Genomic DNA, 16,574 nt, shown 5'->3' with positions numbered 1-16,574 from the left:
CCGGCATCGGTGATAACTACCGTTTAGAAGCCGTTCTTTTTGTTGAATTTGGGCTAGAAACGGCAATTATAGAGATACAGAACATCAATCTATGATAAGTACACGATTGTCCATTCTATGTGCTGAATTTTCAGCTGCAAATAATGTGAGTACTGTTCACAGTAGGCAGTATGGCGTGTCAGTATTCTTCATTATTACATAGAAAATTTACTACCCAAGCACCAGCAACGGTAAAGTGAAGTGTGTGCGCTCCAAAATCACGGAAAGATAGATGGGACCGACACCACACATCGCCGTCATCGGTGGCGGCTCGACTGGGGCGGGCATCGCGCGGGACCTCGCGATGCGCGGGCTCGACGTGACCCTCGTAGAACAGGGAAACCTGACCCACGGGACCACCGGTCGAATGCACGGGCTGCTCCACAGCGGCGGGCGATACGCTGTTTCGGACCAGGCCAGCGCGACCGAGTGTATCGAGGAAAACCGGGTACTGCGGGATATCGCGAGCCACTGTGTCGAAATGACCGGTGGCCTGTTTGTTAAGCGACCTGAGGACTCTGAGGAGTACTTCCAGAAGAAGCTCAGCGGCTGCGAGGAATGCGGTATCCCCGCCGAAGTAATTTCGGGCGAAGAGGCCCGCGCGATGGAGCCGCACCTGGCAAAAGACATCGACAAGGCAATCAGCGTCCCCGACGGGGCTATCGACCCGTTTCGGCTGGTCGTCGCCAACGCCGCGAGCGCACAGGAGCACGGGGCACGCATCGAGACACACAGCAAAGTGACCGACCTTCTCGTCGAGAGCGGCGAAGTCGTCGGCATCGAGGTCGAACACGACTCCAGTCCCGGGAAGCGCGTCCACGGAACCGAGGGCGGAACCGAACAGATCCGCGCCGATTACGTCGTGAACGCGACGGGAGCCTGGGCCGGTCGCATCGGCGACATGGCCGGGCTGGACATCGAGGTCCGCCCCTCCAAGGGCGTCATGACCATCATGAACATCCGGCAGGTCGACACCGTCATTAACCGCTGTCGGCCGAAAGGCGACGCCGACATCGTCGTGCCCCACGAGACGACCGCGATTCTGGGCACGACAGACGAGGAGGTCGAGGACCCAGAGGATTACCCCGAAGAGCAGTGGGAGGTCGACATGATGATCGACACCCTCTCGGAACTGATTCCGATGCTTGACGAGGCACGGACGATTCGCTCGTTCTGGGGCGTCCGCCCGCTGTACGAACCGCCGGACGTCGGCAGCGACGACCCGACGGATATCACGCGGGACTTCTTCCTGCTTGACCACGACGAGCGCGACGACCTGCCCGGCATGACCAGCATCGTCGGCGGGAAGTTCACCACCTACCGGATGATGGGCGAACAGATCGCCGACCACGTCTGCGGGAAGTTCGGCATCGACGCCGACTGCCGGACCGCCGACGAGCCGCTCCCGGGCAGTGAGGACTTCTCCGTACTCCGGGACTACATGGACGAGTTCGGGCTTCGCTCACCCATCGGCCGTCGGAGCGTCGAGCGGCTCGGCTCCCGGGCCGACGAGGTGCTCAAGACAGACGGGCCTAATCCGACCGTCTGTGCGTGTGAGGGCGTCACCCGCGCCGAAATTCAGGACGCAATCAGGGGGTCCGGCTCTGACCTCAACGCCGTCCGCATCCGAACCCGCGCGTCGATGGGCAACTGTCAGGGCGGTTTCTGCTCGCACCGGATGGCGAGCGAACTCCACTCGGAGTACGACGAGCCCGTCGTCCGCGAGGCATGGGACGAACTGCTTCAGGAGCGCTGGAAGGGGCAGCGACACGCCCTCTGGGGCGAACAGCTCTCACAGGCCGCGCTGAACTACGCACTGCACGCCACCACGCAGAACCGCGATCAGGACCCGGCAGACGGCGAGCCAGTCGACTTCTCGGCGTTCGATTCGGGCCGCGGACAGACGGGCGGCAGTGTCGACAGCGCGGACGTCGCCGCCGACGGAGGGACAGATGGCTATTGAGTCGGAGGTGCTCGTCATCGGCGGCGGTCTCGGCGGACTGACCAGCGCGCTGGCTGCTGCCCGCGAGGGAGCGGATGTGCGACTGGTCTCCTACAAACAGAGCACGCTCCGACAGGCGTCGGGCCTGGTCGATGTGCTCGGCTACACGCCAGACGGCGACGGTCCACTAACCAACCCGTACGAGGCGATTCCGTCCCTGCCCGAGACCCACCCGTACCGGAAAGTGGGCGTCGGGACGGTCCGAGATGCGCTGTCGCTGTTCGACGATGCGGTCCCGACCTACGAGGGCGAACACACGGAGACGAACGCGCTCCTGCCGACCCACGGCGGGAGTATCAAGCCGACCGCCCGCTACCCGGCTGGAGCCAGTGCCGGCCTCGCCAGCGACACGCGGGACACGCTGCTTGTCGGCATCGAGGAGATGGTCGACTTCGACGCCCCCCACGTCGCTGCCCATCTCGACGCGACGGGCGTCCCGTTCGATGTCCGCGGTGAGACAATCCGGTTCCCGGGCGACCTGCGCGCCGACGCGAAGGTTACCCGCTACGCCAAACTGCTCGATACCAACAGCGAGGTAGCAGTTCGCGGGCGAATGGTCCCGGCCCGCGAGGCGCTGGCACAGCGCGTGAACCCACTGCTGGAGGGCGAAGAGCGAGTCGGCTTCCCGGCGATTCTGGGCGACGACAACCCCGGCGCGATCCGCGACGCACTTGGCGACCATCTCGGTGTCGACGTATTCGAGGTTCCCATGGGGCCGCCGTCGCTGCCCGGCCTCCGCCTCGAAGACGCGCTGTTCGCGGCACTGGACGAGGCCGGCGCGAGCATCGAAACTGGCAACCCCGTCGTCGACTTCGAGGGCGAGGACCGTATCGAACAGGTGTACATCGAGAAGAACGGGGCGAAAATCCCCAACAGCGCCGACCAGTACGTCCTCGCGACCGGCGGCTTCGTCGGCAAGGGCGTCGAGTCCGACCGCGATGGGGTGTACGAACCCGTCTTCGACTGCCACGTTCCCCACGCGACGGACCGCTACGACTGGTTCGAGGGCGAACTGTTCGGCGACCACGAGTTCGCCCGCTACGGCGTGGCGACCGACGACGACCTGCGACCCCTTGACGCGAGCGAGCACAGCGAGTTCGAGAACCTACGCGCCGCCGGCTCCGTGCTGGGCGGGTACGACTTCGCCGCCGAGAAGTCCGGTAGCGGGGTCTCGATTGCAACAGGCTACGCGGCGGGCCAGCGCGCCGCACAGGAGGCACGATGAGTGACGCTGAAACCCCACCAGATTCAGAGTTTGACCCGGTAGCACCGAATACAGGCGAGGAGTTCGAACCAGTTGATGTCTTCCCCGACAGCGACGACTTTGACCTCCGGCCCGGCGCGGACTCCTGTTACAAATGCTCGACCTGCGATACGAACTGTCCCGTCGCGGAGGTCGACGACGACTTCCCCGGCCCGAAGTTCCAGGGCCCCGAACAGTGGCGGCTCAAGCAGTCCGACGACGACTACACCGTTGATGACTCGGTGATGGACTGCTCGAACTGCATGCGCTGTGACAACGCCTGTCCGTCGGGCGTCCCGCTCAGCCAGATGCACAACACCGCTCGCGGGGAGTACGTCAGCGAGCAGATGGACAAGCTCTCCGTGGAGTACATCCGCAACCGCATTCTCGCGAACTACCGCACCTCCGCGTTCCTCGCGAGCAAGGTCCCCCGACTGGCGAACTTCGCGATGAACTTCGGGCCGGCCCGCTGGGTCATGGAGAAGACGCTTGGTGTCACCAGCGAACGCGACTTCCCCGCCTTCGCAAAACAGACCTTCCGCGATTGGTGGGCCGACCGCGGCGGACAGGTCCAGTCACGGGAGAACGCCCGCGAAGCCCGCGAGCGCCGCGGCCTCCCCGAGGACGCCGACAAGAAGGTCGCGTACTTCCATGGCTGTTACTCCAACTACAACACGCCGGAAGTCGCCAAGGCGATGGTCCGGGTGTACGAGCACTTCGGCTACGAAGTCGTCGCGCCAGAACAGAAGTGTTCGGGGACGCCGATGTTCGCAAACGGCATGCTCGACGACGCCCGCCGCCACGCCGAGACGAACGTCTCGTCGATGTCCGAACTCGTCGAGGAGGGGTACCACGCTATCGCCTCCTGTACCTCGTGTTCGATGGCGCTCCGCCAGGAGTACCCCGAGCTGTTCGACATCGAGGGCATCGATGAGGTGGCGGAGAACACCTTCGAGGCCATCGAGTATCTGCGCATCCACGAGGACCTCAAAGGCGAAGTGCAGGCGGCCGACGTGGACGGCGAGCTGGCAGAGGAGTTCGCTTACCACGCCCCGTGTCACTCACGGAATCAGGGCCTTGACCGCCAGGCCGTCGAACTGTTCCGTGACCTCGACGGCGCTGCGGTCGAGGACGTGGGCGACTCCTGTTCCGGCATCTCGGGGACCTACGGCTGGAAGGAAGAGAAGTACGAGAAGTCTATGGAGATCGGCGAGGAGATGTTCGAGCACATGGAACATGCCGAAGGCGAAACCGGTATGACCGAGTGTCCGACCTGCGCGATGCAGATGGAACACGGCAGCGGCTACGAGATCCGGCATCCGCTCGAACTGCTGGAAGCTGCGCTGGTGGAGTAACCGAAAATCCGTTTTCTGCGGTCTCAGTCCTCGCCGCGGACGAACGTGACCGGACACGGCGCGTTCAGCATGACTTCCTGAGCGGTGGAGCCGAACACGGCCTTCCCGGTCGGCGAGCGCTTTCGGCCGCCGACGACGACGAGGTCTGAATCCGTCACCTCGGCAAGGCTGACGATCTGCTCGCCGTGGTTGCCCACGGCACCACGGACCTGTGTCGACAGGCCGCCGTCCTCAAACCGCGAGACGAGTTCCCGAACGGTGGTGTGTCGGTCCGCGACTTCGTCGGGGTCGGCTTCGCCGGTCGATTCGAATTCGAGCCTGTCGACGACGCCGTCGTACTGGTCGTCGGTGAAGACGTGTGCAACGATGACCGTCGCGTTGGCCGGACTCGCGATATCGAGCACGGCATCTGCGAGTTCGTCGATTCGGTCGGCGTCGTTTGGTCCAACTGCAAGAAGAACTGTTTCGAGTGCCATACCGGCTACTCCGCAGGAAGACGCCTAAATCCTTCGATGGGTACTACTTTCGTAGTAATTCGATTGTGTGGCGTCTTATCCGGTGTTTTTCATGCCGGCTGCGATGCCTTGGACGGTCAGCCGCAGCGTCCGGCGCTCGGTCTCGGTCCGGTGGGACTGCTTGAGCAGGCGGACTTGCAACAGGTTCAGCGGGTCGACGTATGGGTTCCGGCGCTCGAGGTTCTCCTGTAGCCACTCGCGCGAGAGCAGGCCGTCCTGGCCGGTGATTTCGAGGACCTTCTCGACAGTGTCCTCGTACTCCTCGACGATCCGCGGGTAGATACGCTCGCGGAGTTCAGGGTCGGCGAGGTCGGCGTACTCCTCGGCGATTCCGAGGTCGGTACGGGCGAGTGCCAGCGACGCGTTGTCGAGTTTCGTCTGGAAGAACGGCCAGTTCTCGTACATCTCCTGGAGCGTTTCCATGTCGCCGCCGTTTTCGAGGTAGGCATCTAGCCCCGTCGAGATGGAGTACCAGCCGGGGATGATACAGCGGGCCTGCGTCCAGGAGAACACCCACGGGATGGCCCGGAGGTCCTCGACGCTGCGATCCTCGCTTCGGGAAGCCGGCCGCGAGCCCATGTTGAGGTTCTCGATGACGGTGATCGGCGTCGCCTGCTCGAAGAACTCGACGAAGCCGTCAGTCTCAAGCAGGTCCTGATACTCGTCGCGGGCGGCATCGGCCGCTGTCTCCATGGCTTCTTCCCACTCGTCTGGAATCTCCTCGACCGGCTCCTCGATTGCGTTTTGTCGCGCCCGAATCTGGGCGTTGAGCATCTGTTCGAGGTTTCGCTCGGCGATGTCGTGGTTGGCGTACTTCTCGGCGATGGCCTCGCCCTGCTCGGTGAACTTGATCTGGCCGGTCACTGTCTCGTTTGGTAGGGCCAGCATGGCGTCGTTCATCGGACCGCCACCGCGGGAGATTGAGCCACCGCGCCCGTGGAACAGGCGCATCTCGACGTCGTAGTCGTCGGTAATGTCCGCGAGTCGCTTCTGGTTGTTGTACAGCGACCAGTTGGCGGCGAGGAAGCCGTTCTCCTTGTTCGAGTCGGAGTAGCCCAGCATGATCTCTTGGATGTTGTCCCGGGCCGCAAGCGCCTGGGAGTAGGCCTCGTTCTCGAACAGCGTGCCCATAATACGGCGGGCTCCGGAGAGCGCATACTCCGACTCCAGCAGGGGAACCACGTCGAATCCACAGTAACCGGGCAGGTCGACGATATCGACCTGATCAGCGAGGAACAGGACCTCAAGCGCGTGGCTGGGCTCCTCACACCACGAAATGGCGTAGGTATCGATAGCGTCGATGCCGAATTCGTTCTGCCAGTCGGCGGTGACACGGAAGCGGTCGAGGACGCGGGTGGCGTCCTCGGAGAGCCCTTCGGTGTCCTCCATGTCGATGACGGTGTTGTCCTGCAGGATGGCCTCGGTCAGGAACTCGACGCGCTCTTCCTCGTCCATCGACGCGTAGTCGATACCTTGCCGGTCAACAGCCTCGGCGATGGCGTCGGTGTGCATCTTCCGGTGGTCGCGCAGGTCGAGGCTGGCGAGGGTGAAGCCGAACGTCTCGACCTTGCGGATCAGCGGGTCGACGTGAGCCTCCGCGATTACCTCGGCGTCGTTTTCTCGGAGGCTGTCGGCAATGACACGGAGGTCCGTCAGCAATTCCTCCTCGCTCTCGTAGCCGCCCTGACGGACATCGCTGACCCGGATGACTGACTCGCGCATCAGCCGGAGCTTCTGGCGGTATGGCTCGTCCGGATATCGTTCCTCGGCCTCCGCGGCGATGCCGGGAAGCCGGGACTTGTGACGGTCGAGTCGCTCGTTGAACAGCGCGTCCGTTGCGATGTTCGAGGCGTCCTGACTCAGCACGCCGGAGAGTTCCTTGAGCTTGGTGCGGTACAGCGGCAGGACGGTCTCGCGCTGGCGCTCAAGCGTTTCCTCAGTCACATCGGTCGTGACGAACGGGTTGCCGTCGCGGTCGGAGCCGGCCCACGAGCGGAATTCATAGAGGGTGTCGATATCGATGTCCTCGTCGTAGACATCGTCGAGCGTGGCCTCGAGTTCGTCGTACACTTCGTCGATAACGTCAAAGAGAACGTTCTCTAAGTACCACTGGACGTTCAGCGCCTCGTCGGTGACCTCGGGCCGGCGGTCCCGGACCTGCGGGGTCTGCCAGAGACTCGTCACTTCGGCGTCGAGGTCGCGCTCGATGCGCTTTTGCTCGCGGTCGGTGAGTCGTCGCTCGTCGAGCCGTTCGATGTCGCGGGCAACCGACCGGAGTTTGGCCTTCACCGTTTTCCGGCGGGCTTCGGTCGGATGGGCTGTAAACGTCGGCTGGATGAGCACGTCTTCGAGTACCTGCTCAAACTCCTCCGGGTCCGCGCCGCGTTCGGCCAAGTCCCGGACGGCCTCCTCGACGCTGTCGGCAAGAACGCCCTCCTGGCTGCCCTCCCGGATTTCGCGGACCCGTTCGCGCTCCTCGGCGAGATTGATAAGTTCGAAATAGGTGGTAAACGCGCGGGCAACGATATCCTGGGTCTCCGGGTTCAGTCGGTTCAGCGCCCGGTGGACTTCGTCCCGTGTCTCGGTGTCTCCGCGTCGGTAATCGATACACGAGTTCCGAATCGTTTCTACCGTTTCGAACGCCTCGGTCGAGGTTTGTGCCTCCAGCACTTCGCCCAGGAGCGCACCCAGCTCCCGTACGTCCTGGTTTATCTCTCTGGCGTGCAAAGTCATACCACTTCATCCAGAACCGAGCCCTAAAACACTATTGAAACGGTGTATCAGGGATAGACGTTCGTGAAGAATCCGATTTCGGGAACCAGGCATCAGTAATCGTGGGGTTCTTTACCATATCACACGAATTCTACACAACACAGTGGACTGCCAATGATAGATATCGCTCTCGACATGGAGCAGTACGACTGCCCCTTCATCGACACGACGGCAGACCACGATGTCGCCTTTGCAGCGGTACACTGGGACTTCGACCAGCGTGTGCGGGAGTTGGAGACGCGGATGGTCGTGGAAGCCGAGGACGCGGGAGTACTCGATACGGGGCTGGGCAGTTTGCAGGCCCACGGGAACATGAACGAGTGTACGCTGTTGCGCCGCGAGGACAACGCCGCACACATTCGGACCACTATCGAGGAAACGGCGGCGATGGGGACAATCAGGGACAACGGCGGCTACATCACCGGGCCGTTCCACATCGAGGCAGGCAGCGAGACCTGGCACGTCGGCTTTGACCGTGGCCGGGACGCCGACACGACGCTCTCGGAACTCGACCGCGACAACGAGTACGACGTGGTCGAACGCACGTCGACGACGCTCCCCCAGCTTCAGGACCTCGTCCAGAACGCCGGCGCGGCCATGACACTCGTCGACGGCTGTCGTGACCTCTCGGATACCGAACGCGAGACGCTGGAAACCGCCGTCTCCGAGGGGTACTTCGAATCACCCCGGGACGCGACGCTGGGGTCGCTGGCCGAGGACTTCGGCGTGTCCAAGCCTGCTGTCTCGAAGAATCTCCGGCGTGGCGAGCGGAAGATGATCGAACGCGTCGTCGAGGCGCTCGACGATATCGAGGACTGATTCTGGCCGTCTGTCCAGTTGCGTTCTCACACGAGAGACGTCTCGCATTAACATGTTAACTCAGCACACTATGTGGGCAGCGAGTCTACAGTAATTTGTTATGCAGAATACGGCTACGCGGCGACGCGTTCTCGGCGTGTTCGGTGCCGGGATTGTCGGACTCAGCGGCTGTGTCAGTGACGACTCATCCATGACAGAACAGGACGATTCGGACGGCGGGACGACGGACAGCGGCACAAACGGTGAATCGGGCGGGAGCGGCTCGACACAGACTGTCAGTATCGGCGTGCTACAGCCCCGCGCTGGCGACCTGAAGTACTACGGCGACCAGTCGCTGTGGGGCTTTCTCTCCGGGCTGGCGTACAAAGGGGAGACGGAGCCACCGACAGACGCCAGCAGCGGCGAGGTGACGATTACCGCCGACGACACGGAGTACAGACTGCTGATACGGGACACGGAGTTCTCGGCGGACACCGCCCAGACGGCGGCGACGAACCTCGTCGAGAACGAGGACGTAGACCTGCTCGCCGGCTGTGCATCCTCGGCGGTGGCCAGCCGGGTCGTCACGACGGTCGTCAATCAGGCGCAGGTCCCCATCATGCTCGGGCCGGCAGCGTCAGCCGATATCACGTCGAACGCCGAAACCTGTAGCGATCTCGTCTACCGGGCCAGCGAGAACACCGCGATGGATGCCCGCTCGGGCGGAAAGTACGTCGCCAGAGAGACGGACGTTTCAAACGTCTATCTCTTCGGTGCTGACTACAGCTTCGGCCGCGCCGTCGTCAACAACTACCGGGACGTGCTGGAGGCCGAGGGCGTCGATATCGTCGGCGAGCGCTTCGTCGAACAGGGGTACGCCGAGTGGGAGGGGCTGCTTGACAACGCCGAGGAAGCCGGGGCCGAGGGCGTCGTCGGTGGGTTCACTGTTGCGACGCTGCCGGCCATGTTCAACGCGTTCCTCTCGGGCGAGTACTCCTATCGGGTGTTCGGCGGGTTCGCCACCCGAATAACGAACAACGTGGTCGGCGGGACGATGCAGAGCGTGCTCGGCGAACCGCTGACCGAGGAGAAAATCAGGGAGTCCCGGCTCGGCCCGTTCACGACGCGCTACCACTGGAACCAGTACGACAACCCGATCAACGACGCCTTCGTCGAGAGCTACACCGATGCCTACGGCGTCGTCCCAGACCTCTTCACCGCGGGGACGTTCACGGGCGCATCGGCGATTCACCAGGCCATTCAGGAGAGCGGGTCGACAGAGGGTGCGGACATCGCCAACGCTCTGAAGGGGATGACCGTCACCGACACGCCGAAAGGCGAGAACGGCTACACCTTCCAGGAGTACAACAATCAGGCACGGTCGGCGATGACCGTCGCGAACCCGATTCCGACGACCGACGAGTGGGCCGACAACTGGGGGGCAGCCATCATGCCCGGCGAGCCACTGGCCCGTATCAGTCAGGACGAGACGACCATCCCACAGGACAGCGACCAGATGGGCTGTTCACTGTAGGTATGCTCAGAACACAGGGACTGACGAAGGAGTTCGGGGGACTCACCGCCGTTGAAAGCGTCGACTTCGAACTGGAGGCGGAACTGTGCTCCCTCATCGGTCCGAACGGGGCCGGCAAGACGACGTTTTTCAATCTGTTGACCGGGGCGCTTTCGCCCACCGAAGGAACGGTCGAACTTCGGCGGAACGGGGCCTGGGAGGACATCACCGACGCCGCCCCCCACGAGACGGCCAGCCGGGGCCTCCACCGCTCCTATCAGGTGACGAACGTCTTCCCGAACAGCACCGTCTTAGAGAACGTCCGGGTCGCGGAACAGGCCCACAGCGACGACGCCACGACGTTCTGGCGCAACGTCGATCACTACGACGAATTCACTGAGCGCGCCCACGAGATTCTGGAGCGGGTCGGCCTCTCCCACCGGACCGACGACCTTGCGAGTACACTCAGCCACGGCGCAAAGCGAAAGCTCGAAGTCGCTATCGCGCTGGCAGGCGACCCCGCAGTCCTCCTACTCGACGAGCCAAACGCCGGCGTCTCCTCGGAGAGCGTCGACGAAATCCGTGACCTCATCGAAGCGGTAGCGGAGGACTACCCCGTCCTGCTGGTCGAGCACAATATGGACATTGTGATGGGCGTCTCCGACCGCGTGGTCGTCCTGCATCAGGGCGCTGTCATCGCTGACGGCCCGCCGGCGGAGGTCCGGGCCAACCCCGACGTGCAGTCGGCGTATCTCGGCGGCTACGAACCGGGCAGTCTGGACGACGACACGACAGCCGGGTCCGAACTGGACCCGGAGGAGGGGACGGCGTGAGTCTGCTCGAACTCGCCGGCGTCCACACGTACTACGGCGACAGCCACATCCTCGAAGGGGTCGACCTCGCCGTCGAGGAGGGAGAGGTGGTCGCGCTGGCCGGCCGCAACGGCGTCGGCAAGACGACGACCCTCCGGACGATTCTCCAGCTGACGCCGCCCCGCGAAGGGTCGATCACGTTCCGCGACGAATCGCTGGTCGGGCTGGAGACCCACGAAGTCGCGTCGCGGGGGCTGGGCTGGATTCCGGAGGACCGCCGGATATTCGGCCAGCTCACGGTCGAGGAGAACCTCCGGGCGGCGATTCCGGAGCCCGACGACGTGCGCGACGGCCTCCGACTGGCCTTCGATTCCTTTCCCATCCTTGAAGAGCGGCGGGGCCAGGACGCCGGCACGCTGTCGGGGGGCCAACAGCAGATGCTCGCCATCGCCCGCGGGCTGGTTGGTGATAACGACCTGTTGCTGGTCGACGAGCCGAGCGAAGGACTGGCCCCACAAATCGTCGCTGACGTGGCCGAGGCGCTGTCGAAAGCGAGCGACGACGTGACGATGCTGTTGGTCGAGCAGAACCTCCCGCTGGCGCTGGACCTGGCCGACCGGTTCTACATCCTCGACAAGGGCCGGGTCGTCGACGACGGCGAGACTGGGAACGTCACGGCCGATGACGAGCGGTTCAGGAGGTACCTGTCTGCATGATACTCGAAGCGCTCGCGGAGTTTCTGACGCTCAGCGAACTCGGCGGCGTCATTGTCAGCGGGCTCGCCAAGTCGGCGCTATACGTGATGATAGCCAGCGGCCTCACCCTCATCTTCGGCCTCATGGGCGTGTTGAACTTCGCCCACGGGTCGCTGACGATGGTCGGCGCATATCTGGGCGGCCTCCTGATGGTTGTCACCGTAACGGGCGGGACAGCGCCGCTGACGCGTCTCGGGCTGTTTTTCGTCGCCATCGTCGTCGTGTTCGCGCTGTTAACGGTGCTCGGCGGCGCAATCGAGACGACCATCATCCGGCCGCTGTACGACCGGCCGCCGATATACCAGATCCTGCTGACGTTCGGGCTGACGCTGGTCATTGAGGAGGTCGTCCGCATCGTGCTGGGAATCTATGACCTCCAGCCGCTGTCGGACTGGCAGGCCGCGCTGGCGACAAAGCCCCAGTTTCTCCGGGAACCAGTCGCCCTCGGCCCCGTCAGCGCCGGGTGGATGTCGCTGTTCCAGATACTGCTGGGAATTGTGACCGTCGTCGGCATCTGGGCGTTCCTCACGAAGACCCGCTACGGGCTGTACATCCGTGCCGGAAGCGAGGACACCGAGATGGCGTCGGCGCTCGGCATCGACGTTCGCCAGGTGTTCACCGTCGTGTTTGCGCTCGGTATCGGTCTGGCCGGCGCGGCCGGCACACTGCTGATGTGGGACCCGACGTGGGGCGCGAGCGTCCCGCTGGCGGCCGAGACACTGCTGCCGGCGTTCATCGTCGTCATCGTCGGCGGCCTCGGCACGTTCCGCGGGACCGTCGTCGCCGCCCTCGTGGTGGGGATGGCCGACGCGGTGACGACCTGGTGGTTCCAGAACGCCATCCAGTTCACGGGGCTGCCGGAACTGGTGCTGTTCCTCGTGCTCGTGGTGACGCTCATCGTCCGCCCGCAGGGCCTGTTCGGCGTCGAGGAGGTGGGGGGCCATTAGCGCCGAAACCGAGACCGACGCCGAGGCGGCGTCCGAGCCACAGGCCACCACGACCGTCGAGACCGGGTGGCCCCGCGAGTACCTGCGGGACCACACCGCCCACATCGTCGTCATCGCCCTGCTGGCGCTGTACCCGCCGGTGTATCACACGCTGTTGAACTCGGCGGTGGGCGCGGAAACGCAGATGCTCCTGCCGACGGTGGAGACGATGGTCGGCGTGCTGTACTTCGGTCTCTTTGCCATCTCATTCGACTTTATCAGCGGCTACACCGGCTACCTCTCGTTCGGCCACGCGGTGTTCTACGGGACCGGCGCGTACACGGTCATCCTCATCGCCAACGGGAAGATGCCGCTGCTCGGCCCCGGAACGCCGTTTATGTTGTCGTTGCTGGTCGGTGGCCTCATCGCCGTCGTGTTGGCGATGCTCGTCGGGCTGGTATCGTTCCGGCTTTCGGGCGTCTACTTCGCGATGATTACGCTCGGCTTCGCGCAGGTGTTCTACGTGTTCGTCCGCGGCTGGGATTACGTGGCGACCAACCCACGCGACGGTCCGGCGGTCGGGCCGAGCCACGTCGAGGGGTTCCAGATCGGCGTCCCCGGCATCGACCAACTGTCGCTGTCTATCGGCGTCCTCACCGGCGATGAGGTGGCACTGCTCGGGTCGACGCTGTCAGGGACGGAAGTGTCGTACTACATGATCGGCCTCGTCGTCCTTGCCTGCTATTTCGCCATGCAGCGAGTCATCCACTCCCCGTTCGGCCGGGTGATGATAGCCATCCGGGAAAACGAAGACCGTGCCATCGCCGTCGGCTACAACACGTACCTGTACAAGCTCGGGGCCTTCGCCATCAGCGGCTTCTTCGCCGCCGTCGCCGGTGGACTATTCGCCGGCTTCAAGCGGTCGGCCAGCCCGGAGAACTCCTTTTATTTCCTGGTGACCGGCGACGCCCTGTTGGCGAGTATTATCGGCGGCTTCGGCACGCTCGCCGGGTCGCTGTACGGCCACCTGTTCGACGAGACAGTTCGGGAGTTCCTCTCGAAGGCCGGGCAGGGCGGCGGCCTCCTGCCGTACCTTCGCGCACTGCTGGGTCAGGAGACGCTGGACGCCACGCTCGTCGGCGACACGACCATCGGCGGGCTCATCGACCTGCTGTTGAACGGCCACGCGAGCCTCTATGTCGGCCTCGTGTTCGTGCTGTTCGTCCTCTACGTCCCCGACGGCCTGCTTGGGACGTTGCGGACGCGTCTCGGTGGCACGTTCGCAAAGGCGCTCCCGGCGAAACTCTGGGGTGAGTCGGAATGACGAGAACAGGGAGAGAGCCAATCGAACCGGACCACTTGAAGCATATCCAACCAGAAACAGACAGTATGCAACACGTGACCAACGATGGCGTCGATATCGCCTACGAACGCGACGGGCCGCCCGACGCCGAGACTGTCGTCTTCGTCGAAGGCATCGGTTATGGCCGCTGGATGTGGCTGTGGCAACAGGAGGCGCTCGTCGAGGAGTACCAGACCATCGTGTGGGACAACCGCGGCACCGGCGACTCCGATGCACCCGACGGTCCGTACACGATGAGCCAGATGGCGAGTGACCTGGAAGCAGTGCTCGACGACGCTGGCGTCGAGCAGGCCCACGTCGTCGGAGCCAGCATGGGCGGGATGATCGCCCAGCAGTACGCTCTAGAGTACGACCGGGCGCAGTCGCTGACGCTTATCTGTACCTCACCGGGCGGGCCGGATGCCAAGCCGGTCCCAGAGGCGACACAGCAACGGATGTTCGCCGTCTCCGATGACCTTGACGAGCGCGAACTCCGGCGGTACAAGATGCAGCCGGCGCTCTCGGAGCGGTTCATGGAAACCCACGAGGACCTCATCGAGCGCATCATCGACTGGCGCATCGACAGCGACGCCAGCGACCAAGCACTGGAATGGCAAGGCGCGGCGGTGCAGGCGTTTGACGCGTCGGACCGGCTCGATGAGATTACAGAGCCGTGTCTGGTTATCCACGGGACCGCCGACGAGGTAGTCCCCTACGAGAATGGAAAACTGCTGGCCAGCGGCCTCCCGAACGCCGACTTTGTCACCGTCCACGGTGGCCCGCACCTGCTGTTCATCGAGGAGTACGAGCGCGTCAACACACAGATCCGGGAGTTCATTGACGATGTCTGAGGGGACGCCACAGGAATGGGTCGGTGCCTGGAGCGAGCGACGGGCCGCACTCACTCCGGACCGCGAGGGGCTGGTGGATGCGACGACCGGTGAACGGTTCACCTACGCCGAGCTGGACCGGCGCGCGAACCGGACCGCTCGCCTGCTCCGGGAGTGCGGCGTCGGCGCGGACGGCGAGGCCGCCGGCTCTGACACTGCTGGTACCGTCGCCGTCGTCTCGCGGAACCGCCCCGCCGTTGTCGACCTGTTTTTTGCCACCGGCAAGACCGGGAGTCGACTGGCACCGCTGTCCCACCGGCTCGCGCCCCCGGAACTCGCCGAACTCCTCGACCGCGTGGACCCGGACGTCCTCGTCGTCGAGACACCCTTCGCCGAGACTGTCTCGGCGGCTCTGGAGGCGGCCGGCACGCCAAATCCCCGACTCTTCCATCTCGAAACCGCCTCCGACGGCGCGTCCTCGGCTGCTACGCTCGACAGTACGCCCTACGCTTCGGCCCTCCCCGAGGACGACACACTCGTCGAGACGGCGACGCCGGCCCCCGGCGACACGCATCTTCTCCTGCACACCGGCGGGTCGACGGGGACGCCAAAGGAGACGGAAATCACCCACCGCGGCCTCGTCTGGAACTCCCTGAACACGATTACGGCCTGGGGGCTGCGGGCCGACGACGTGACGCCGATGGTGTTTCCCATGTTCCACACCGGCGGCTGGAACGTCCTCACCGTCCCGCTGTGGCATATGGGCGGGACCGTCGTCATCGCCCGCGAGTTCGACCCCGGCGACGTGCTGGAGACCATCGACGCGGAGAGCGGGACCGTCCTCGTCGCTGTCCCCGCGGTGCTGCGGATGATGACAGACCACGACCGGTGGGCGGAGACGGACCTCTCGACGCTCCGCTTTGCCAAGTCCGGCGGCGGCCCCTGTCGAAAGAGCGTGATGGAGACGTGGTGGGACCGCGATGTCGACCTCTCGCAGGGGTACGGCCTCACCGAATGTGGCCCGAACAACTTCGCGATGCCCGAGGACTGGCCCCGTGAGAAAGCCGATTCGGTCGGCAAGCCGGTGCTGCACGTCGATGCCAGAGTCGTCAAGCCCGAAGACGGAGACGAGGGGGACAAGCATACCAGCCCGCGGGAGCCGGTCGAGCGCGGCACCGTCGGCGAACTCCAGTTACGTTCGCCCCACGCTGCGACGGGTTACCTCGACAACCCCGAGGCCACGGCTGAGACGTTCAGCGACAGCTGGGTGTCGACCGGCGACCTCGCCCGCGTCGACGCGGATGGCTACTACTACATCGAGGGGCGTACCAAACATATGTTCGTCAGCGGCGGCGAAAACGTCTATCCCGCGGAGGTCGAGGACGCCATCGCCGGCCACCCTTCGGTCGCCGACGTCGTCGTGATCCCAGTTCCAGATGACAGGTGGGGACAGGTCGGGAAAGCTGTCATCGAACCTGCGCCCAGTGTCACGACGGAGGGAGCCGGCGACCAGCCGCTCACGCTTGACGACCTCCGGGCGTTCCTCGATGACCGCCTGGCGCGGTATAAACACCCTCGTGACATCGCGTTCGTCGAGGCGATGCCGACCAGCGGTCCGGACAAGATTGACCGGGATGCCGTCTCGGACCGCTTTGGGGCGTAATCCAGCAAT

The 16,574-nt window shown here is 64.2% G+C and carries 13 protein-coding genes; 11 read left to right on the top strand and 2 right to left on the bottom strand.

All coding sequences use genetic code 11. The annotated features are described in order from the left end of the window. Positions 1 to 271: 271 nt before the first annotated feature. Genes glpA through C437_RS10460 form a run of 3 tightly spaced genes read left to right on the top strand, consistent with a single transcriptional unit; the run spans position 272 to position 4,639 of the window. On the top strand, positions 272 to 2,002 hold the full coding sequence (gene glpA, locus C437_RS10470; protein WP_004516923.1) for an anaerobic glycerol-3-phosphate dehydrogenase subunit GlpA: 1,731 nt from the start codon (positions 272 to 274) through the stop codon (positions 2,000 to 2,002). Next, entirely contained in the window at positions 1,992 to 3,266 is a 1,275-nt protein-coding gene (gene glpB, locus C437_RS10465; RefSeq protein ID WP_049919733.1) for a glycerol-3-phosphate dehydrogenase subunit GlpB, read from the top strand. The genes glpA and glpB overlap by 11 nt, the downstream gene beginning before the upstream one ends. Further along, the gene (locus C437_RS10460; RefSeq protein WP_004516921.1) at positions 3,263 to 4,639 is read left to right on the top strand and encodes an anaerobic glycerol-3-phosphate dehydrogenase subunit C; all 1,377 of its coding nucleotides are present in this window, start codon (positions 3,263 to 3,265) and stop codon (positions 4,637 to 4,639) included. The genes glpB and C437_RS10460 overlap by 4 nt, the downstream gene beginning before the upstream one ends. A 23-nt stretch (positions 4,640 to 4,662) precedes the next feature. Here C437_RS10460 and C437_RS10455 read toward each other — a convergent pair whose 3' ends face one another. After that, entirely contained in the window at positions 4,663 to 5,115 is a 453-nt protein-coding gene (locus C437_RS10455) for a universal stress protein (protein ID WP_004516920.1), read from the bottom strand. Between the two features lie 75 nt (positions 5,116 to 5,190). Further along, positions 5,191 to 7,887, bottom strand: coding sequence for a phosphoenolpyruvate carboxylase (gene ppc, locus C437_RS10450; RefSeq protein ID WP_004516919.1), 2,697 nt, complete (start codon positions 7,885 to 7,887; stop codon positions 5,191 to 5,193). Positions 7,888 to 8,040: 153 nt separating this feature from the next. On the opposite strand from ppc, the gene C437_RS10445 reads away from it, so the two are divergent. The 8 genes from C437_RS10445 to C437_RS10410 all read left to right on the top strand — a co-directional run bounded on the left by C437_RS10445 (position 8,041) and on the right by C437_RS10410 (position 16,565). After that, entirely contained in the window at positions 8,041 to 8,745 is a 705-nt protein-coding gene (locus C437_RS10445; protein WP_004516918.1) for a helix-turn-helix domain-containing protein, read from the top strand. A 100-nt stretch (positions 8,746 to 8,845) separates the two neighbouring features. Continuing rightward, entirely contained in the window at positions 8,846 to 10,258 is a 1,413-nt protein-coding gene (locus tag C437_RS10440) for an ABC transporter substrate-binding protein (RefSeq protein WP_004516917.1), read from the top strand. A gap of 2 nt (positions 10,259 to 10,260) precedes the next feature. Then, positions 10,261 to 11,070, top strand: coding sequence for an ABC transporter ATP-binding protein (locus tag C437_RS10435; protein WP_004516916.1), 810 nt, complete (start codon positions 10,261 to 10,263; stop codon positions 11,068 to 11,070). Beyond that, on the top strand, positions 11,067 to 11,765 hold the full coding sequence (locus C437_RS10430) for an ABC transporter ATP-binding protein (protein WP_004516915.1): 699 nt from the start codon (positions 11,067 to 11,069) through the stop codon (positions 11,763 to 11,765). The genes C437_RS10435 and C437_RS10430 overlap by 4 nt, the downstream gene beginning before the upstream one ends. Next, positions 11,762 to 12,751, top strand: a complete 990-nt coding sequence (locus C437_RS10425) for a branched-chain amino acid ABC transporter permease (protein ID WP_004516914.1) — start codon at positions 11,762 to 11,764, stop codon at positions 12,749 to 12,751. The genes C437_RS10430 and C437_RS10425 overlap by 4 nt, the downstream gene beginning before the upstream one ends. Before the next feature lie 139 nt (positions 12,752 to 12,890). Continuing rightward, positions 12,891 to 14,054 (top strand): branched-chain amino acid ABC transporter permease, encoded by a 1,164-nt coding sequence (locus C437_RS10420; RefSeq protein WP_004516913.1) that lies wholly within the window; start codon positions 12,891 to 12,893, stop codon positions 14,052 to 14,054. A 65-nt stretch (positions 14,055 to 14,119) separates the two neighbouring features. After that, positions 14,120 to 14,923: an alpha/beta fold hydrolase gene (locus C437_RS10415; protein ID WP_004516912.1), complete on the top strand. Its 804-nt coding sequence runs from the start codon at positions 14,120 to 14,122 to the stop codon at positions 14,921 to 14,923. Next, entirely contained in the window at positions 14,916 to 16,565 is a 1,650-nt protein-coding gene (locus C437_RS10410) for an AMP-binding protein (protein ID WP_004516911.1), read from the top strand. The genes C437_RS10415 and C437_RS10410 overlap by 8 nt, the downstream gene beginning before the upstream one ends. The last annotated feature ends 9 nt before the right edge of the window (positions 16,566 to 16,574 follow it).

The sequence above is a fragment of the Haloarcula vallismortis ATCC 29715 genome (assembly GCF_000337775.1).
GTDB classification, from domain to species: domain Archaea; phylum Halobacteriota; class Halobacteria; order Halobacteriales; family Haloarculaceae; genus Haloarcula; species Haloarcula vallismortis.
This window is presented reverse-complemented; position numbering and strand designations above follow the sequence as displayed.